The organism is Accumulibacter sp. (assembly GCF_029255145.1).
In the GTDB taxonomy this organism is placed as follows: domain Bacteria; phylum Pseudomonadota; class Gammaproteobacteria; order Burkholderiales; family Rhodocyclaceae; genus Accumulibacter.
The window spans coordinates 1-19400 of the sequence record NZ_JAPUVQ010000026.1; the positions used below are offsets into that span (position 1 = coordinate 1).

Genomic DNA, 19400 nt, shown 5'->3' on the forward strand with positions numbered 1-19400 from the left:
CATATAAAATTTTACATCCGTATCAAGGGGATACATACTTTGCCTTGTGCTCGCCTGACGCGCAACCGGTTTCTGGGTCCGCCGATCAATTTATGTCAATGGCGCGTTACGTTGAGAGCATTGGGAGCCAATGCCCTTGCATCCAGCATCGTCCTCGTCTGCCGCCAACGATCAACCGACGCCCCCAGTATTTCGCGCCGCGAGTTTCTACGCGAGTTGAAAGACGAACTCACCGAAGCAGTCGAGGTGATGATCGGCGGCGCCGAAGGCCTCTCGCCCGTTGCTCCTGTCGATCTGGCTCAGGCCGTCATCGGCCCCGGGATGGCGATTTTCTCCAAGCATTCTGCGGTACTCGAAGCCGACGGCAGTCCGATGACCGTCCATTCGGCGCTGATGGCTATCAACAGAATGCTCATCGAAGGCGGCGACGACTTCGAGGGCGATACACAGTTCTGCCTGAGCTGGTTCGATCAGTTGGGTTGGGCCGCTGGCGAGTTCGGTCAGGCCGATGTGTTGGCCCGCGCCAAGGGTACCAGCGTCGATAGCGTGCGCGACGCTGGCGTGGTGGAAGCGGGTAGCGGCAAGGTGCGACTGCTGAAGCCCGCCGAATACCCCGCCGACTGGGACCCGAAGGAAGACAACCGAACACCGGTATGGGAAGCCTTGCACCAGATGATTCGCGCCTTGCAGTCACAGAGCGAGTCGGCAGCGGGAGCGTTGCTGGCGCACATGCCGGAGCGGGCGGAGCCCATTCGCAACCTGGCCTATCGCCTCTATACCCTATGCGAACGTAAAGGCTGGACCGATGAAGCGCGTGGCTACAACGAACTCATCACTTCCTGGCTGGGCATCGAAGCTGCTTCGCATGAATCTGGTCACATCGGTTCGCAGGCGAAGCTGGATATTTGAGGAGCAAAGCCATGCTCAATCAACTGCACATCAAGCATTTCACCGTTTTTCAGGATGCCCGTTTCGAGTTCTCACCCGGACTGAATGTCATCATCGGGGATAACGGCACCGGCAAGACCCATCTGTTGAAACTGGGCTACCTCTTTTGCCGCGCATGGCCGGATTTGATGGGCAGCCAAGCCAGTCTTGGCAAGAAGCGGGTCGAGTCATACCTGGAGGAACGGCTGGAGCGTATTTTCCGCATCCGCAACCTCGCCAGTCTGGTCAGCCAGGGCCACTGGAACGGTGCTTCGATCATCGCCGATGTCGGGGGCCATATCCCAACGCTTCAAATACGGATGTCGACCGAGCAGCCCTTTGCCTCGCCTGGACTGGCAGAGGAAATGCCATGGGAAATCCGCTTGAAGCGTCCGAAGGATCAAGCCGCCAGTATTGAGGTGGTGCAGGCACCGGGTCAGCCACAAGGGAAATCGCTTGAACTGGTTCAACTTCCCGAGAATGCTGCCAGGAATGCCTTTGTTCCACGACCAATTTTTCTGCCCAGCAAGGAAATCGTGTCAATGTTCAACGGGCTGGTTGGCCTGTTCGACAAATATCGCGACTTTCCACTCGATGAGACCTATCGCGACCTGGCCGTCGCCTTGTCGTCACTCGAACCCAGTGAACCGTCGCCGCTGCTTGCGGGCGTGGTGCAGCAAATTCAGCAACTGCTTGGTGGCGACTTGAAGCTGGAAGACAACGATCTGGTGTTTGTACAAGCCAGCGGTTCGCGGCTGGAATCGCAATTGCTCGCCGAGGGGCATCGCAAGCTGGCGCTGCTGATCTACCTGATTCGTTACGGCCTGATCGAACGGGGTAGTTCGCTGTTCTGGGACGAGCCCGACAGCAACCTCCACCCGGCAGCCATCCGATTGCTGGCCGAGGCCATCTGCACACTGGTGCGACAAGGCGTACAGATCATCCTGGCGACGCACAGCCTGTTCCTGCTGCGCGAGTTCGAAATCCTGCTGCGCACGCCAGACAGCCCCCCACTGCCGACGAAGTATTTTGCCCTTGGACTCGGCAAGCACGGCGTGACCGTCAGCATGGGCGACGACAGTGCGGCAGTCGGCCCCTTGCTGCTGCTGGATGAAGACCTGGCGCAGTCCGACCGATATTTCGAGACGCTGGAATGACCAGTGCTGCGCCCCTTGCCGTGGAGGTCGACGGCCAGCGCTTCACCTTTGCAGGCGGATGGCGCGTGCTCAAGTACGACGATTCCCGCTTTCATCGCAATCAGTTCCAGTCCTTTGCGGGCGGATCAAAAGCCGTCGATGCGGTCGCCCTTTCACCCGCAGGCGAGTGCTGGTTGATCGAGGTAAAGGATTACCGGAGAAATCGGCGCAGCAAGGCCGGCTCCGTGTTTTCGGAGGTCGCGGGCAAGGTTCGGGCGACGCTGGCTGGCCTGGCGACGGCACGTCTTCGGGCCAACGACCCTGATGAGCGCGATTTCTGCCAACACGCGATGTGCGCGAATGTGCTGCGTATCGCACTGCATTTGGACCAGCCGGACCATCCCTCACGCTTGTTCAAGCAGGTTATCGACCCACGAACGGCGGTGGCGCAGTTGCGCCACGAACTGCACGCAGTCGATCCCCATGCGCTTTGCTATGGGAGCGGTATCGCGATCGCCCGCTTGCCCTGGCGGGTCGAACCCGCGCCCACGAGAGAACAACAATGAGCCTGAAGCCATGGCGTGAAGTCGCCATTCCTCACGAGGATGTGTTGCGCGGCACTTTCCAACAAGCCGAGTTCGCTGCGGACATCACCCGTGTGCATCAGGGCACGGCGACGGCTGAGTATCAGAACCCCGCGCTCTTTTTCGAGCGCACTTTCATCACCGAAGGCATGCGGCTCTTGCTCGATTCAGTGGTCAAGCGGCTGACGGGACGCGGCGGCGATCCCGTTATCCAGTTGCAGACCGCATTCGGCGGCGGCAAGACGCACACCCTGCTGGCCGTCTATCATTTGGCCAAGGGTGAACAGCCGGCAAGCCAGTTGCAGGGTATTCCACCGATTCTCGACATGGCCGCTATCACCGAATTGCCGCAGGCGCGTATCGTAGTGATCGATGGCATTCGCCTGTCGCCCAGCCAGCCAAAGCAACGCGGCGGCGTGCTGGTGCATACCCTGTGGGGGGAACTCGCGTGGCAGATCGGCGGAGAAGCCGCTTACACTCGCGTCAGGGATTCTGATCTGTCGGGCACCTCGCCCGGCAAGGAAGTGCTGACCCAACTGATCGCCGATCATGCCCCGTGCGTGATCCTGGTCGATGAACTGGTGGCTTACGTCCGTCAGTTCGAGGAGGGCAAGTCTTTTACCGGCGGCACCTACGACTCGAATCTCTCGTTCGTCCAGGCACTGACCGAGGCGATGAAAGCGGTACCCACTGCTGTGTTGCTGGCCTCGTTACCGGAATCCGACAAGGAAGCCGGCAGCCAGAAAGGGATCAACGCCCTGGCGGCACTCTCTCATTATTTCGGCCGTGTGCAGGCCCTGTGGAAGCCGGTGGCAGCCGAGGAAGCCTTCGAGATCGTTCGCCGTCGTCTGTTCACCGCCATCAACGACCGGCTGGCCGCAGAGGCGGTGTGCCGGGCCTACGCCGATCTCTACATCGCCCATGGTGGTGAGTTCCCGGCCGAGACGCAGGACAGCCATTACTTCACGCGCTTGCAGCAGGCGTATCCGCTGCATCCCGAAGTGTTCGACCGGCTCTATGAAGACTGGTCGTCGCTCGACAACTTCCAGCGCACGCGTGGCGTGTTGAAGCTGATGGCCAAGGTGATCCACCGGCTGTGGAAGGACAACAACAACGACCTCCTGATCCAGCCAGCCAGTCTGCCGCTGTACGACGCAGACGTGCGCAATGAGTCGATCTACTACCTGGCGCAGGGATGGGACCCGGTCGTTGAAAAAGACATCGACGGCGAGCGGGCGGCGACCACCGACCTCGATACGACGCGACCGATCTTCGGTGCCATTCATGCCTGCCGGCGATTGGCGCGCTCGATCTTCCTGGGCAGTGCGCCCGATGCCGGCAATGTCGGCGGGGCCAAGCATCATCGCGGGCTGGAACAGGAGCGTCTGCTGCTGGCGTGTGCGCAGCCGGGGCAGGTGCTTGGCCACTACAAGGATGCGCTGCGCGCCATCGTCGACAAGCTGCAATACCTCAACAGCGCGAACTGCCGCTACTGGTTCGATACCCGCCCCAACCTGCGGCGCGAAATGGAGGACAGAAAACGCCGGTTCAACGACAAGGAGGATGTTTTTCCGTTCGTTCGCGACAAGCTGCGCTTCGCATCCGGCGTTTTCGGCGGCGTCCACGTGTTCACCAACAGTGGCGACATTCCCGACGACTGGTCCTTGCGCCTGGTGTTATTGGCCCCCGATGCACCCTTCAGCCGCTCGGGGCAGACCGCGGCGGCCGCCCTCATGCGAGCCACCGAGATTCTGAAAAACCGTGGCGATCAGCCGCGCCAGAAACAGAACCGGCTGGTCTTCATGGCCGCTGATGTCGATACCGTCAGCCGCCTCAAAGACCAGGTGCGCTCGGTGCTGGCCTGGCAATCCATCGTTTCTGACGTGAAGGAAGGCCGGCTCAACCTCGATATGCTGCAAGGAAAGCAGGCCAGCAAGAGCCTTGAAGAAGCCAAGGGCGCGCTTGATCGGATGGTTCGGGAAAGCTACAAATGGCTGCTCGTGCCGATGCAGGTGGCCAAGCCGGGTAAAGGAATTTCCGACATCTCGTGGGAACACTTCCAGATCAATCCGGCCACGATCAACCGGATGCAGGAGATCGAACAGGTCTTGAAGGACAACGAACTCTTGATCGGCGACTGGGCACCGATTCATCTCTCGAAACTGCTTAAAACGTGGTTCTGGAAAGACGACACGCCGGCCGTTGGCGCACTGGACATCTGGTACAAGACCTGTGCCTATCTCTACCTGCCACGCCTGCTGGATTCGAATGTCTTGCGGCTGACGCTGGCTGCCGGGGCAGTTTCGCGTGATTTCTTCGGCCTGGCGTATGGCCGCGAGGGCGAGCGTTATCTAGGTTTCCAGTACGGAACACCGACGACGCCTATCCTCGACGACTCACTCCTGCTGGTCGAGCCCAAGGCAGCGGAAGCGTTCGCCAAGGTGCTGCAGGCCGAGGAAGCGGCGCGGAACGCGGCGATTGCGATTCAGGTCGGCGGTCATGCTGTACTGACGACCGGCACAAACACTCCGTCGCGCGGCATGGAAACGCCGGTTGGTCCCGGCTATACGCCAGAGCCGCCGAAAGCGGCGAAGCGGCGCTTGTTTTTTGGCACGGTCGAACTGAACCCGCTGCAGCCCAAGCCGCAATTCGGTGATGTCGTCGATGAGATCGTCATGCTGCTCAACCGATCTGATGTTCGCTTGAAGATTTCGGTCGAGATTCAGGCGGAGTGTGAAAATGGTTTCGACGAGGGCATCCAGAGAGCAGTGCGCGAAAACTGCAATCAGTTGAAGTTCAAGAATGGTGGGTTTGAGGACTGACACTATTGCCGCCCTTCCACGTCGTTCCGAAAGATCTACCGCGGGTAGTCATTTGCGGCGGCACTATGCCAATTTGCAAAATTGTCCAGACCGAGGCGGGGCATAGTTCCGGAAGCACGCGGCGGCCAGCAATCTGGCGTGCCCAGAGGTCTTGCGACCCGGCAATCAGGGTTCCGCATTCGCTGGATTCGGGCGACGACGCTCAAGCCGGGTTGAACGGAGCGTGTGCCACTTGTGATTTCAGCACGAAAGACTGTACATCCATACATAAAAAACTGTACAAATATACAGATATCAGGTAGTCTTGCCCTCGTCGCAGTGGATTTCGTTCAATTGATCTCGACGGAGGAGTTACTTGCCATGAATCGCATTCAGAAGTGGTTTGAGCAGATCGCAGGGGTTGGCCTGGTGGAACGTCATCGCTGGGCGCTGGCCCAGGAGGTCTTTGGTGCGCCGCGGGTGGATGCTGCGGCCTTGCAGAAACCTGCCTGCTGGCGGAGAAAATCCCGCAGCCGCGCCGTGCAGCGCTGGCTTGGCTGAAAGTCACCCGCGGCCGGGCGGGGCGCGGCGGGGGCCATGCGCGCCGACACTGGTCCGGTCGGGAGCATCGCTCTGGCGGCGCTGTCTTCCCGTATTTGACGGCCGGATCGGTGCCAGCCACCACGAATCGGTACCAACCGCCATCAATCGCCGGTGCGAGGCTGACGACCGCTGGCTCTCGCGCTTACGGCCGCCAGAACCTTCCTTCGGCAGCCCTGGTGTCCTGCTTCACCAGTCCGGGAAGGAGCTCCGGCGGCAGTTGCAGGCGTTCGAGCAGCGTTTCGCGGCTGATGTTCAACAGGGTCTGGATGGCCGCGAAGTCGTCGGGGATGGCTTCGTCGGTCCAGCCGTCGATCGAGTGACGCGCCAGGTTGACCGCCAGCCTGACGTTCTGGACGCGCGGCAGATGCGCGCTGCTGCTGTCCATCAGCGTGGTCAGCAAGTCGGGCAGGTGCCACTCCCGGCAAAGCGCCAGTTGCAGCTCGGCCAGCGGAAAACCGAGGACTTCCCGCTGCACGCCGCCGCTGCGCAGCGCCCGGTCTGACTGCAGCCGGGAACGGATGTCGATCGCCAGTTCGGGCGCGAAGCACCACAGCAGGATCTCGGCGAGGTCGCTGAGCAGCGCCGCCAGCGCCACTTCCTCGACGTTCATGTCGTGCCGGGCGAAGGCCCAGTCGTGTGCGTAGCGCGACGCGCGCTGGGTGCGCAGGATGACCTGCAGCACGCCGAGCAGCGCTTGCGGCTTGCGGCCGAGCGTCGCCTCGATGGTCTGCGGGTTCTCGAACTTGCGGAAGAATGGCTCGACGCCAAGCATCATCACCGCGCTGGCGATGTTGGTGATGTCGCTGCGCAGGCGCTTGCTGCCGAAGGACTGGATATAGGCCAGGACGCGGATCGCCAGCAGCGGATCCTGCAGCACGATGTCGGTGATGTCGCGGCCGGTGACCCGGTCGATGTTCTGGCGCGCTTCGTCGAGGCGACGGGCCGTCTGGCGCAGGACCGGCATTTCGGCGCTGCCGAACAGCTTCAGCCAGGCTGCGAGGTCTGCTGGCGCTGGCGGGCGTGGCGGTTGCGTATCGAGCATTGAGTTCGCCTTGGACAGGGCTGTCAGACCGGCGCACCGGGCAAGCGAGTCCTTGCCGGGGCGCACCCGGATTACAGCCCGATGGTAATCGCAGCGTGGCGACCCTGCAAGCGCGCCCGCGCGCGGCTCAGAAGCGCTCGTCTTCGCGCAGGTAGCGCCACTGTCCCGGCGGCAGCTTGCCGAGCGAGACGCTGCCGATGCGAACGCGCTTGATATCGGTGACCTGCAAGCCGACCAGTTCACACATCCGCGCGATCTGGCCCTTCCGGCCGTCGTGCAGGACAAAGCGCATCTGCTGCTCGCTCAGCCATGACACCTGCGCGCGCGGCAGCTTGACGTTGTCGAGCGACAGCCCGTGCCGGAGCAGTTCCAGACCGTCGGCTGCCAGTTCGCCCTCGACGCGTACGTGATACTCCTTCTCCAGGCGCGAATCGCCGCCGGTCAGGCGGCGTGCGACGCTGCCCTCCTGCGTCAGGGCGAGCATTCCGCCCTCGTCGTCGTCGAGCTTTCCGGCGGTGGTCAGCCCGCGCAGGTGCGAGGCCTGGAAGGTGAAGGAAGTGTGGTCCTCGCTCCAGCGATTGTCGGCACGGATCAAGGTGGCGATTGCCTGGCGGCCGTCCTCGCCGGCACCATCTTCCGCTTTGCGCGGCCGGTTGAGGATGATCGTGACGGTTTCCGCCGGCTGCCTGTTGGCGCTCTCCTTGATCCTGATCGTCGCCTTCGGGTTGACGCGCGCGCCAAGCCGGTTGACCACTACGCCGTCCACGCTGACCCAGCCGTTTTCTATCCATTCGTCGGCTTCGCGTCGCGAGCACTGCGCCATTTGGCTGACCAGTTTCGCCAGCCGCGGCGATTCCTTCGGCAAGCCTCGCGGTGCGCTGGTCGTCGCGTCCGGCGCCTGCGCCACCGGCGAAACAGTCCTCGCTGCGGCCGGCGTTGCCGTTCGCCGATCCCGGCGTGCGGGCGACGGATCTGGCCGGGGGCTCGCGGCGGGGCGGCCTGGCGCGCTGGCTGGCGCCGTCGCCGAGTCGCTTTCCGGGCGCTGCGCCGCAGGAGGCGCGGCGCGGACGCCGGTGCTGCGAGCGATGCCGCGCGGCGGGTAGCTCTTCCTGGCCGGCTTGTCGGGGCGCTCGGTGGCCGTGCGCCCGCCAGCTAAACGGTCCCTGCCGCCTTCGGCCACCGGGTCGGCGACGGTCAGCGGTGGCTGCCGCTCGGCTGTCCCGTGCTGCCGCTGTCGCGGCGGCGTCTCGGCTGCCGCTGTCTGGCTGGTGGCCGGGAAGTCGCGCCGGGTCGGCCTGGTCTGACTGGCGGCCGGATCGCCAGGCTCGCTGGCGAAGCGCTGCGGCTTGCCGGCTGGCCGGCCGGCGGCGCTGCCGGGCGCAGCTGCTGCGGGCGACTTGCCGTCGCCACGCCAGCTGGCAGCCTGCTTCGACAGCTGCGACTGGCCACGGATCGGCTTGCGTGCCGGCGACCTGGGGTCGTCGACCGCCCCGCCGCGGGCAGGCTTTTTCGGGAGTTTGAGGGTCGGGGGTGGCATGGCCAGGCTTTCGGTTCGATCGGGCGGCTAGTGTACGTGGTGTGCGCGGTGTACGCCATGCAAGTCATCGGCGCGCCATCCGCGGCAGCGTCTTTGCCCGCCATCGCCGGCAATTCGGCGCAGGGCGCTAGCGCGGGGGCGGGGGCGGTGGCGCGCCACGAGGCGGCGGCGGCGGCAGCGGGCCGGCATCGGGGGCTCTGGTGGCGTAGCCCTCCGGCGGTGCGAAGTTGCCGATCACCGGTACCTTCTGGCCCCGTGCGTACATGCACTGAACGTAGCTCTGGTCGTAGCGTTGCTGCAGGGTGTAGCTCGAGGCGTTGCTGCTGGCGACGCCGCTGGCGCTGCCAACGAGCAGGCCGACGCCGGCGCCAACCGCGGCGCCGCTCGATCCATCGACCGCGGCACCGACTGCCGCACCAAGCAGCGTGCCGACGGCGGCGCTGGCGACGCCGGCATCGACCCCGGCCTGCGCCGGTGTCGTGCCACCCAGCGCCTGGCTGGCGTAGGTCCGGCACAGCGTGTCGTCGGCGCGGAACCTGGCGAACGACTGCCCCGTTCCGGGCAGCGCCATTACGCTCGGCCCTTCGGGCGGATAGCTGGCGCAGGCTGCGAGGACAAGGACCAACAGCGGTGTCGCGGGGCGTAGGCTGGGCATGGCGAGGCTCACAAAAGATGTTTCGCCGCGTACCCGGCGGTACGCGGTCGAAGATCAATATAACGCAGTGGCGGTCGCTGGGCTGACGCAGGTCGGTGAGACGTGCCAATGGTCGCCTCATCGCGCTACCGGGCGACGACCGTCTGGTCCGACGACTGGCGCTCGCGAGCACCGTTTTCGACCGGCGCCAGCCGGCTCGCGTGTCGTCGGTGGCGGTTTCTGGTAGGCTCGCGGCGTACCTCCGATCACTGCCCGAGGCTCCGGCAAACGGCCGCAACGGCTACCCACTGTGAACTGACCGCCACCATGCCTGACGATCCGCCAAGTGCCATCGGCAATCTCGCCGACCTCGAGGAGGGACAGATCGCCCTGTCGCGCTATCTCGTGCAGCGCGATGGCGGCCTGTATCTGGCACTTTCGCGACTGGAGGCGACTGCCGACCTGCTGGATTTCGTCAACCGCGTGATCGCCATGGGACTCTACTTCCGGGAACTGGATTACGCGCGTCTGGTGTCGCTGCTCTACGACGATCCCGCGAGTCGCGACGATCCAACTCGGACGGCGGCCGACGAAGTGTTCCTGGCGGTCGACATCGCGAAGTTCCGGCCGGAGCGCCGGTCGCTCTACAAGGAGTTCCGGGTCGACCGTGGCGAGGCGGTTTATCTGTTCGAACCGGTCTATCTGGAGGCAACGGCCGCGCACGGGCCTGATGGGCAGGGCAGTGATCAGCCGCTGGTAGCCGGTCGATCGGCGGCACCTGAAACGCGTACGGTCCTCGATTTCGACGAATTCATCGCCAATGCGTGGGCCAAGGGCGTGCGCTTCGGGATCGACGTGGCGATGGTCAGGGAAGGCTTCGAGCTCGACAAGCCCGAGCGGCGGGTAGTGGCCCGCAGCAGGCCCTTCGTCCGCGGCAAGGATGCCGAAATCATCGAGCAGGCGCCCGGTCTGCACCGCAACAACGCGCCGCGCCGACTGCTCGGCGACCGGGTGGATCTGCGCCAGTTCGAGACCCGCTATCCGCAAGTCGCCGCCGGCCTTCGGCTGGTGAAGAAAATGCCGCGCACGCTGGGGGTCGACGGGCGTGATGTCAGCGGCGCCGAGCTGCCTGCCCCCTTGCCCAGGGATTTCGACCTGGCGCGCCTGGCGGGTCCCGGCACCCGTGTCAGCCACGAAAAGGACGGCGAGTACCTGCTGGCGTCGGTTTCCGGCTTTCTCAACATCGATCGGCGCACCAACCAGTTTTCGGTGGCCGACAAGATCGTCAGTCACGAGGGGGTCAGCGCGCGTACGACCGGCGATCTGCTGCTGACTGGCGAGGCGTACGAACAGCACGGCGAAATCCAGGAGAAGCGCGTCGTCACCTGTCGCAGCATTACCGCCTTTGCCGACGTCTTCGGCAATATCGTGTCCACCGGCGGCGTCGTCTGGCTGAAACACAATCTGGTCGGCGGCAGCGCCAGCAACGACGACGGCGACGTCGTCGTCGAGGGCCTTGCTTCCGGAGCGACGCTGATCGCGCCGCATGGCTGCGTCAAGCTGAAACGCGCTGACAACTGCGTCATTGTCGCTCGGGAGGTGGTCGTCGAACGCGCGACCCAGTGCACCATCCTCGCCGATCAGCTGCACGCCGACCTCTCCGAGGGCTGCGCCGTGGCTGGCAAGACCATCCACGTGCGAATGGCCCGCGCTCGCCGGGAAGTCGATAACGTGTTCCTGGTGCAGGTGCCCGACCTGTCCGGCGACGAAGCACGGATCGCCGCGCTGCAGCAGCACTGCGCGGCGCAGGAGAAGGTTCTTGGCAGTCATCGCGCCAGGATCGACGCCTTGCGCGGCGAGAAGGACGTGGTCAGTTATCTGGCGTTGGCCGGCAAGTTGCGAGGCCGCGAAGCGAGCCTGAGCAGCGAGCAGCAGGCCGGCTGGCGGCGCCTCTCGGCGCTGGTCGCACCGATCTTGCGGACCCTCTCCCAACTCGGCGAAGAGGTCAGGGAACTGGAGGCCGAGGCCAGTGCCTCGGGCGTCGAGCTTGACGAAGCGCTGGCTGCCCGGGAGCAGGTCTGTCGCGCGATTGCCTGCACGATCGATCGCGTCGACGGCGAGACGCGAATTCATGCGCTGCTGGTCCGCCGCACCGATACGCCCTTGACCGACCTCCCGGGCAAGGAGCTGAAGCTCAGATTGCGCAACCCCGACGCGGCGAGCAAGAAGCTCTTTGCCGGCTCGGCGGGCAGCTTTTCCTGGACTTATCAGACGCCGCCGCGCCGGCCGGCCTGACCGCGCGGCGGCTCAGCCCTCGGCAAGCCGTTTGGCGATGTGTTCGAGCGCTTCCTCGATCTGGTCGATCAGGATCAGGCACAGGTCGCCCGCCTGCAAAGTCGCCAGCGCGGTGTCGATGGCCAGGAACTCGCCATGGATTTCCTGCACCTCGGTGGTCCGCGTGGCGTTCAGCAGACCCTGCTGCAGCAGCGCCAGTACTTCGCCATCGGCCCGCCCGCGCTGGCACTGATCCTGATAGAGCAGCACCCGGTCGAAAGCGCCGCCAAGGATTTCGGTCTGGCCGCGGATGTCTTCATCGCGCCGGTCGCCGGCGCCGCTGATCACCACCGAGCGCTGACTGCCCGGCGCCGACGGCATGTTCTCAATGGCATCGACCAGAGCCTGGATGGCGTCCGGGTTGTGGCCATAGTCGGCGACCAGGGTGGCGCCGCGATAGCTGAAAACGTTGAAGCGCCCGGGTGCGGTCTGGGCGTCGTTGACGAAGCTGGCCAGTCCGTCGCGTATCGTCGCCCACGGCACCTCGAGTGCCCAGGCGGCCCCGATGGCGGCCATCGCGTTTTCGACCTGGAATCCGATCGCGCCGTTCTGGGTGACCGGGATCTCGCTCAGCGCGATGCGGTGCTCGACGCCGGCGCCCGAAGCGACGATCGCGTCGCGGTCGCGGTAGACGACGCGCTTGCGCTGTGCGCGATGCAGGGCCATCAGCGGATGGTTGCGGTCGCTGGCAAAAAAGGTGACCTTGCCCGGGCACGAGCCAGCCATCCGGGCGACCATCGGGTCGGCGGCATTGAGCACCGCGACGCCGGTCTCGGGGGTGACGTTCTGGACGATGACGCGCTTGACCACCGACAGGTCTTCAACGGTGCTGATGTATGAAAGCCCGAGGTGGTCGCCGAGCCCGATATTGGTGACCACGGCGACGTTGCAGCGGTCGAAGCCGAGGCCCTCTCGGAGCACGCCGCCGCGCGCCGTCTCGAGCACCGCGGCGTCGACGTCGGGGTGGAGCAGGACGTTCTTGGCGCTCTTCGGGCCGCTGCAGTCACCGGTATCGATCCGCCGGCCCTGGATATAGACGCCGTCGGTGGTCGTCATGCCAACGCGCAGGCCCTGTCGACCGAGGATGTTGGCGATCAGCCGGACGGTGGTCGTCTTGCCGTTGGTGCCCGCCACGGCGACCACCGGAATGCGCGCTTCGTCGCCATCGGCAAAGATGTTGGCGATGATTGCCTCGCCCACCGGCCGCCCCTTGCCGAACGACGGTTGCAGGTGCATCCGCAGGCCGGGCGCGGCGTTGAGTTCGACGATCCCGCCGCCTTGTTCTTCGAGCGGGCGCAGGACGCTGTCGCAGACGATGTCGACGCCGGCAATGTCGAGCCCGATGGTCTGTGCGGCAGCGATCGCCTGCGCAGCGAAGTCGGGATGAACGTCATCGGTGACGTCGGTCGCCGTGCCGCCGGTCGACAGGTTGGCGTTGTTGCGCAGGACCACCCGCGACCCTCGCGCCGGGACCGACTCCGGGGTCAGCCCGGCGGCGGCCAGGCGCGCCATGGCCACCTCGTCGAGGCGAATCCTGGTCAATGAAGTGGCGTGACCTTCGCCGCGTCGCGGGTCGCTGTTGACCCGCTCGACCAGTTCGAGAATGTCGTGCATGCCGTCGCCGACGACCAGCGGCGGGTCGCGCCGGGCGGCGGCGATCAGCTTGTCGCCGACCACCAGCAGGCGGTAGTCGTGGCCGGGAATGTAGCGCTCGACCAGCACCTCGTCGCTGACCTGGAAGGCCACCGCGTAAGCCGCTTCGATCTGTTCGCGGGTGACCAGGTTGACCGCCACCCCCTTGCCCTGGTTGCCGTCCTGCGGCTTGACGACGACCGGCGCATCGATTTCGCAGGCCGCCGCCCAGGCGTCTTCGGCGCTCAGCACCGGCCGCCCGATCGGGACCGGGACGCCAGCCGCGTGCAGCAGGATCTTGCTCAGTTCCTTGTCCTGGGCGATCGATTCGGCGACCGCGCTGGTGCGATCGGTTTCGGCCGCCTGAATGCGCCGCTGGCGGCTGCCCCAGCCGAACTGCACCATGCTCCCCTCGGTCAGCCGGCGGTAGGGAATGTTGCGGGCCATTGCGGCGTAAACGATCGCCCCGGTGCTGGGCCCCAGGCGTACGTCTTCGTCGAGTTCGCGCAAGCGGTCAAGCGCTTCGCCGAGGTCGAAGGGCGTGTCGTCGATGGCGGCGATGCACAGCTGCTCGGCGAGTTCGAAGGCCAGCCGGCCGACGACCTCTTCGCTGTATTCGGCGACCACCTGGTAAGTGCCCGTCTCCACTGTCTTCGCGGTGCGGCTGAAAGTGACCGGACAACCCGCTTGCGCCTGCAGGCCCAGCGCCGCGAACTCCAGCGCCTGCGCCATCGAAACCGCTTCCTCGTGACCGGCCGGCCGCAACATCGCCAGTTCGGGGAAACGTTCGCGCAGACGCGTCTCGAAGTCCGGGATGTTGTCGATGTCGAGTTCATCCTCCGTACAGCAGACTATGGCTTCGATCGCCGTGTGCCGGCTCCAGAGGTTGGGGCCACGCAGGGCGCGGATACGCGATACTTCCATGAACAGTTTCCCTTTCTGTTTGAGTCGGGACGCCGGGCGTCAGCTTCGGCTGGCTCGGCCGCTGCGCTGGCAGGCTCCGGTGGTCGATCAGGCGATGGTGAAGGTTTCCAGCCCGGTGCGGATGATCTCGGGTGCGATACCGAGCGCCCATGCCGCGGCACTGGCGGCGAGGACGTTCTCGACCTCGAAGTCGATATCGCCACCGCCGGTCAGCGGGATCGCTTCCAGGCTGACGATCGCCTTCTCGTCCTGGCCGCTGGCGAGGATCACCTGGCCGCCGCGTGCGAAAACCGCCCGTTTGCCCTCTGCCCGGTGCGCGACGAGGGTCGGCTGCTCGGGGTCCAGGGCGAAGAAGATGACCTCGCCGTCGCACAGGGCGGCGATCTCGACCAGCATCGGGTGAGCGGCGTTGAGCACCGCCGCGCCGCGCGGCAGAACCAGGTCGACCTGGGTACGCAGGACGGTGAACACCTGTTCGGCGGTGTCGACGTGAAAGCGGCCGAAGTGCGTCGCCGCGTCGACGTTGGTGATCACCCCGATCAGGCAGCGATCGTAAGCGAGACCTTCGCCGAGGATGGTGTCGCTGCCGTTTTCGAGGACCGCGGCGTCGACCGCCCGGTTCATCAGGATCCGGTTGGCGGCCCCCCAGTTGGCGCTGTCGCCCTTGCCGATCCGGCGGCGGTCGAGGAACAGCCCGTCGCTGCACGCCAGGCCGGTATGCTGGCCGGTGAGCGTCAGCAGGCGGGCGATCAGGCTGGCGACGGTGGTCTTGCCGAAGCTGCCGCTGACGCCGATCACCGGGATCCGTCCGTCGTCGCCATCGGGGAACAACTGGTCGACGATGGCGCGGCCGACCGGACGTGGCTCGCCGGTTTCGGGCTTGAGATGCATCAGCAGGCCGGGGCCGGCGTTGACCTCGACGATCGCGCCTCGCTGGCCGTCGAGTGGCTGGGTGATGTCTTCGCAGACCAGATCGACGCCGGCGATATCGAGTCCGACGATGCGTGCGGCGAGCGACGCGGTGGCCGCGGTGTCGGGGTGGACGATGTCGGTGACATCGTCGGTATGGTTGCCGCTACGAACGATCAGCACCTCGCGACCGGCCGGCGGGATCGACTCGCCGCTGAAGCCCTGACGCGTTACTTCGAGCCGCGCCACCGGGTTGTCGCTCAAGGCGATGATGTCCAGTGGGAATTCCTCTTCGAGGCCGCGGCGTGGGTCGGAGTTGATCTGGCTGTCGATCAGCTGGTCGATGGTCGACTCGCCGTCGCCGATCACCTTGGCGACCTCGCCACGCGCGGCGGCGGCGAGCTTGCCGCCAATCACCAGCAGGCGGTGCTCGGAACCGCGGATGTAACGTTCGACGATTACCCCGCTGCCTTCCTCGACGGCGGCGGCATACGCCGACTCGACTTCCGCAGGGCTGACCAGGTTGGTGAAGACGCCGCGCGCGTGGTTGCCGTCAGAGGGTTTGACGACCACCGGATAGCCGATGTCGTCGGCGGCTTCGCAGGCGTCCTCGGCACTGTCGACCAGGCGCCCCTCGGGAACCGGTACGCCGCAGGCGGTCAGCAGGCTCTTGGTCAGGTCCTTGTCGCGCGAGATGCCCTCGGCGATGGCGCTGGTGCGGTCGGTTTCGGCGGTCCAGATGCGCCGGCTGCGCGAGCCGTAGCCGAGTTGCACGAGATTGCCGGTAGCCAGCAGGCGGATCGCCGGGATGCGGCGGTCCTTGGCGGTCGCGGCGTCGACGATGCAGCCGGTGCTCGGACCGAGCAGCTTGCGCTCGGCCATGTCGGTCAGGTGGGCGACCGTGGTGGCGACGTCGAATGGCGTGTCCTGGATCGCCGCCAGCAGCAGTTCACGCCCCGCGTAGAGGCACGACCGCGTGACATCCTCGTGCCAGGCGCGGACCACCACCTTGTAGACCCCGCGCGCCGAAACCTCCCTGGCCTTGCCGAAACCGCCCGGCATGCCGGCCAGGTTTTGCAGCTCCAGGGTGACGTGTTCGAGGATGTGCGCCGGCCAGGTGCCTTCCTGCAGGCGGCGCAGGAAGCCACCGCGTTCGCCGTAGCTGCAGCGATGCTCGATCAGCGACGGCAGCAGGGCGGTGAGGCGTTCGTAGAAACCGGGGATGGTGTTCGACGGGAAGTCTTCGAGTTCGCCGATATCGACCAGCGCCTCGATCACCGGACGGTAGGTCCAGATATTCGGGCCGCGCAGGTAGCGGATTTCGAGAAACTTGATGTCTTTGCTTTTCATGGGCTCATTCCAGGCACGGACGGGTGGGCGCGCTCTGGCGCGGGAACGGCGGCAGGCGCTCGAAAAACAGCTGCGCCCGCGATTATCGCCGGTATAACGCGGCGGGCGCCAATCGGCTGACCGCCGGGCGCCAGCCTGGCGCTGGCCAGGGTCACAGGAAGCGATCCAGAATCCGCCGGCTGTGCTGGTCGAGCGCGTAGCGGTCGCGGATCAGGAAGTGGATGCCGTGGCTGTCGGCGATCAGCAGCGCCGGCGGGTGCAGGCGGCGAATATCCTCCTCGCCCTTGAGCACCAGAGTGCTGGCTCCGCGATCGGTTTCGACCTGCCAGGTGCTCGGCGTGGCAAAACTCGAGACGCTGACGATGCGGCTGATCTCGGGCATGAACTCGCGCCGGGCGAGCTCGTCTTCGACCAGACTGCGCATGGCGTCGGGCAGGTCGCTCAGCCGCTCTATCCACGCCAGTTCATGGCCGTGCGGGTCGACCAGGCCGATGCCGTCGTCGGCAGCGGTGATCGGAAAGGCGCGCACCGGCACCACCCCGAGGTGCGTCTGACCGTCGGCGGCGGTCAGTTCGAGGCGGCCGAAGGCGTTGCGTTGCAAGCGATAGTCGGGCGCGGCGTTCATTGGCGTTCTCCGTCGTCCTGAGCCCGTTCCAGCTCCATTCGGCGCAGTTCGTCTTCGGTGTCGACGTTGCGTGCCTGCGCCTGGTAGAGGCGGTAGTAGTGGCCCTCGCAGGCCATCAACTGGTCGTGGCTGCCGACCTCGACGACGCTGCCGCGGTCGAGAACGACCAGCCGGTCGGCGTCGCGCAGGGTGGACAGGCGGTGCGCGATGGCGATCGTCGTCCGGCCACGGACCAGATTGTCCAGCGCTTTCTGGATTTCCTTCTCGGTGGTCGTGTCGACCGACGAGGTGGCCTCGTCGAGGATCAGGATCCGCGGGTCGATCAGCAGCGCCCGCGCGATCGAGATCCGCTGCCGCTCGCCGCCCGACAGCGCCTGGCCGCGTTCGCCGACCAGCGAGTCGTAACCGTGCTGGAGGCGGAGGATGAATTCGTGGGCGTGCGCGGCACGCGCGGCGGCGATGATCTCGGCGCGCGTGGCCTCGGGTCTGCCGTAGGCGATGTTTTCGGCGATGGTGCCGAAGAACAGGAAGGGCTCCTGCAGCACCAGGCCGATGTGCCGGCGATACTCGGCCACCGGCAGCGAACGGATGTCCACCCCGTCGATCAGGATGGCGCCTTCGCTGACGTCGTAGAAGCGGCAGATCAGGTTGACCAGGGTGCTCTTGCCGGAACCGCTGTGGCCGACCAGTCCGACCATTTCGCCCGGTTCGATGGCGATGCTGATGTCGCGGGTGACGCTGCGGGTGCCGTAGCGGAAGCCGACATTGCGCAGCTCGATGCGCCCCGAGACCCTTGGCAGATGTACCGGATTGGTCGGTTCGGGAACGCTGGAAACGTGGTCGAGGATGTCGAAAATGCGCTTGGCCCCGGCCGCTGCCTTCTGCGTCACCGAGACGAAGCGGCTCATCGAGTCGAGGCGCAGGTAGAATCGGCTGATGTAGGCCAGGAAGGCGGTGAGCACGCCGACGGTGATCTGATCCTTGGCGATCTGCCAGATGCCGAAGCCCCAGACGATCAGCAGCCCCAGTTCGGTGAGCAGGGTGACGGTCGGCGAAAACAGCGACCAGACCTTGTTGACCCGGTCATTGACCTCCAGGTTGTGGGCGTTGGCCGTCCGGAAACGCCCCGCTTCGCGCGCCTCCTGGGCAAAGGCCTTGACCACGCGAATGCCGGGAATGGTGTCGGCGAGGACGTTGGTCACTTCCGCCCAGACCCGGTCGACGCGCTCGAAACCGGTGCGCAGCTTCTCGCGCACGACGTGGATCAGCCAGGCGATGATCGGCAGCGGCACCAGCGTGACCAGTGCCAGCCGGAGGTCGATCGACATCAGGATCACGGTGGTCATCGCGATCATCAGCACGTCGGTGGCGAAGTCGAGCAGGTGCAGCGAAATGAAGATGTTGATGCGGTCGGTTTCCGAGCCGATGCGGGCCATCAGGTCACCGGTTCGTTTGCCGCCGAAGTACTCCTGCGAGAGCTTCAGCAAGTGCTCGTAGGTGGCGGTGCGCAGGTCGGCGCCGATCCGCTCCGAGACCAGCGCCAGGATGTAGGTGCGCGCCCAGCCGAGCACCCAGGCGAGCAGCGCGGCGCCGAGCAGGCCGGACAGATAGAGCGCGACCAGACCGGGGTCGATCGCCTGGCCGTTCTGGTAGGGGATCAGCACGTTGTCCATCAGCGGCATCGTCAGGTACGGGGGCACCAGGGTCGCCGCGGTGCTCAGCAGCGAGAGCACGAAGCCCGCGAGCAGCCGCCCCCGGTAGGGCGTCGCGAAGCGTCCCAGGCGCAACAGCGTCCAGGTGGAAGGCGGTTGATGGATTTCCTTGCTGCATACCGGACAGTCTTCCTGCCCCGCCAGCAGTGGTCCTTCGCACTTCGGGCACAGCGCCACGACCGACGGCGGCGGCAGGGTGCCGGTGAGGCGGAAGTCGAGTTGCCGGCTGAAGTGGTCGATCAGACGGCCAGCCGCGACGTCGGCGCCCAGCGTGTACCGCCAATGGCCGAGTCGTGACTCGGCATCCACCAGTTCCAGCGTTCCAACGCCGGCATGATCGTGGCGGAGCAGCGCCAGCCCCGGGCGGTACGTCCAGCTCTGCCACTGCTGCTCGACAGCCGCCAGCGCCAGCAGGCGTTCGCTGCTGACGACGACGACCCCGCTGGCAAAGTGCAGGGTCTCGTCGAGGTTGATCTCCAGCCAGGCCAGAACCTTCTCGCCGTCAGCCAGTCGCGGCTGCAGGCGCGCGGACCACTCGGCCGGCAACGGTATCGGCGACGATCCGGAGTAGTCTGCGCCGTCCGCGGCCGATGAGGGAATCGCTTGAGTCATTGCTTGATCGTTTCTCGGACGAGGCCGCGGAGGAGTGC

General features: G+C 65.6%; 11 protein-coding genes and 2 pseudogenes. 6 read left to right on the plus strand and 7 right to left on the minus strand.

The window, feature by feature from the left end; translation table 11 throughout:
- The 5 genes and pseudogenes from Q1L50_RS02005 to Q1L50_RS02025 form a co-directional block, all read left to right on the plus strand.
- Positions 1 to 909: pseudogene (locus tag Q1L50_RS02005) on the plus strand (hypothetical protein); the annotation flags it as partial.
- A gap of 11 nt (positions 910 to 920) precedes the next feature.
- A complete protein-coding gene (locus Q1L50_RS02010; RefSeq protein ID WP_300335514.1) occupies positions 921 to 2084 on the plus strand; it encodes an AAA family ATPase in 1164 nt (387 codons plus the stop codon).
- On the plus strand, positions 2081 to 2629 hold the full coding sequence (locus Q1L50_RS02015) for a hypothetical protein (protein ID WP_300335516.1): 549 nt from the start codon (positions 2081 to 2083) through the stop codon (positions 2627 to 2629). Before Q1L50_RS02010 ends, Q1L50_RS02015 begins: the two co-directional genes overlap by 4 nt.
- Positions 2626 to 5469: a DUF499 domain-containing protein gene (locus tag Q1L50_RS02020; RefSeq protein WP_300335664.1), complete on the plus strand. Its 2844-nt coding sequence runs from the start codon at positions 2626 to 2628 to the stop codon at positions 5467 to 5469. The genes Q1L50_RS02015 and Q1L50_RS02020 overlap by 4 nt, the downstream gene beginning before the upstream one ends.
- Before the next feature lie 333 nt (positions 5470 to 5802).
- Positions 5803 to 6009 (plus strand): hypothetical protein, encoded by a 207-nt coding sequence (locus Q1L50_RS02025; protein WP_300335518.1) that lies wholly within the window; start codon positions 5803 to 5805, stop codon positions 6007 to 6009.
- 184 nt (positions 6010 to 6193) lie between these two features.
- On the opposite strand, the gene Q1L50_RS02030 is transcribed toward Q1L50_RS02025, so the two are convergent.
- The 3 genes from Q1L50_RS02030 to Q1L50_RS02040 all read right to left on the minus strand — a co-directional run bounded on the left by Q1L50_RS02030 (position 6194) and on the right by Q1L50_RS02040 (position 9285).
- Positions 6194 to 7093 carry an HDOD domain-containing protein gene (locus Q1L50_RS02030; RefSeq protein WP_300335520.1) on the minus strand — a complete coding sequence of 300 codons (900 nt, stop codon included), beginning with the start codon at positions 7091 to 7093 and terminating at the stop codon, positions 6194 to 6196.
- Positions 7094 to 7220: 127 nt separating this feature from the next.
- A complete protein-coding gene (locus Q1L50_RS02035; protein ID WP_300335522.1) occupies positions 7221 to 8630 on the minus strand; it encodes a S4 domain-containing protein in 1410 nt (469 codons plus the stop codon).
- A gap of 127 nt (positions 8631 to 8757) precedes the next feature.
- On the minus strand, positions 8758 to 9285 hold the full coding sequence (locus tag Q1L50_RS02040) for a glycine zipper family protein (protein WP_300335524.1): 528 nt from the start codon (positions 9283 to 9285) through the stop codon (positions 8758 to 8760).
- A 306-nt stretch (positions 9286 to 9591) separates the two neighbouring features.
- On the opposite strand from Q1L50_RS02040, the gene Q1L50_RS02045 reads away from it, so the two are divergent.
- Positions 9592 to 11559, plus strand: a complete 1968-nt coding sequence (locus tag Q1L50_RS02045; RefSeq protein WP_300335526.1) for a flagellar assembly protein A — start codon at positions 9592 to 9594, stop codon at positions 11557 to 11559.
- A 12-nt stretch (positions 11560 to 11571) separates the two neighbouring features.
- Here Q1L50_RS02045 and cphA (Q1L50_RS02050) read toward each other — a convergent pair whose 3' ends face one another.
- The 4 genes and pseudogenes from cphA (Q1L50_RS02050) to Q1L50_RS02065 form a co-directional block, all read right to left on the minus strand.
- A complete protein-coding gene (gene cphA / locus Q1L50_RS02050) occupies positions 11572 to 14154 on the minus strand; it encodes a cyanophycin synthetase (RefSeq protein WP_300335528.1) in 2583 nt (860 codons plus the stop codon).
- Positions 14155 to 14247: 93 nt separating this feature from the next.
- A pseudogene (gene cphA / locus Q1L50_RS02055) lies at positions 14248 to 16413 on the minus strand (cyanophycin synthetase); the annotation flags it as partial.
- A gap of 151 nt (positions 16414 to 16564) precedes the next feature.
- The gene (locus Q1L50_RS02060; protein WP_300335530.1) at positions 16565 to 17038 is read right to left on the minus strand and encodes a DUF1854 domain-containing protein; all 474 of its coding nucleotides are present in this window, start codon (positions 17036 to 17038) and stop codon (positions 16565 to 16567) included.
- The gene (locus Q1L50_RS02065) at positions 17035 to 19362 is read right to left on the minus strand and encodes an ABC transporter ATP-binding protein (protein ID WP_300335532.1); all 2328 of its coding nucleotides are present in this window, start codon (positions 19360 to 19362) and stop codon (positions 17035 to 17037) included. Before Q1L50_RS02065 ends, Q1L50_RS02060 begins: the two co-directional genes overlap by 4 nt.
- Positions 19363 to 19400: the final 38 nt, after the last annotated feature.

What these genes read in the sequence shown, in the direction of transcription:
- Q1L50_RS02010 (WP_300335514.1), top strand. Translation starts at nt 921, where the DNA reads ATGCTCAATCAACTGCACATCAAGCATTTCACCGTTTTTCAGGATGCC.
- Q1L50_RS02015 (WP_300335516.1), top strand. Translation starts at nt 2,081, where the DNA reads ATGACCAGTGCTGCGCCCCTTGCCGTGGAGGTCGACGGCCAGCGCTTC.
- Q1L50_RS02020 (WP_300335664.1), top strand. Translation starts at nt 2,626, where the DNA reads ATGAGCCTGAAGCCATGGCGTGAAGTCGCCATTCCTCACGAGGATGTG.
- Q1L50_RS02030 (WP_300335520.1), bottom strand. Translation starts at nt 7,093, where the DNA reads ATGCTCGATACGCAACCGCCACGCCCGCCAGCGCCAGCAGACCTCGCA.
- Q1L50_RS02035 (WP_300335522.1), bottom strand. Translation starts at nt 8,630, where the DNA reads ATGCCACCCCCGACCCTCAAACTCCCGAAAAAGCCTGCCCGCGGCGGG.
- Q1L50_RS02040 (WP_300335524.1), bottom strand. Translation starts at nt 9,285, where the DNA reads ATGCCCAGCCTACGCCCCGCGACACCGCTGTTGGTCCTTGTCCTCGCA.
- Q1L50_RS02045 (WP_300335526.1), top strand. Translation starts at nt 9,592, where the DNA reads ATGCCTGACGATCCGCCAAGTGCCATCGGCAATCTCGCCGACCTCGAG.
- cphA (WP_300335528.1), bottom strand. Translation starts at nt 14,154, where the DNA reads ATGGAAGTATCGCGTATCCGCGCCCTGCGTGGCCCCAACCTCTGGAGC.
- Q1L50_RS02060 (WP_300335530.1), bottom strand. Translation starts at nt 17,038, where the DNA reads ATGAACGCCGCGCCCGACTATCGCTTGCAACGCAACGCCTTCGGCCGC.
- Q1L50_RS02065 (WP_300335532.1), bottom strand. Translation starts at nt 19,362, where the DNA reads ATGACTCAAGCGATTCCCTCATCGGCCGCGGACGGCGCAGACTACTCC.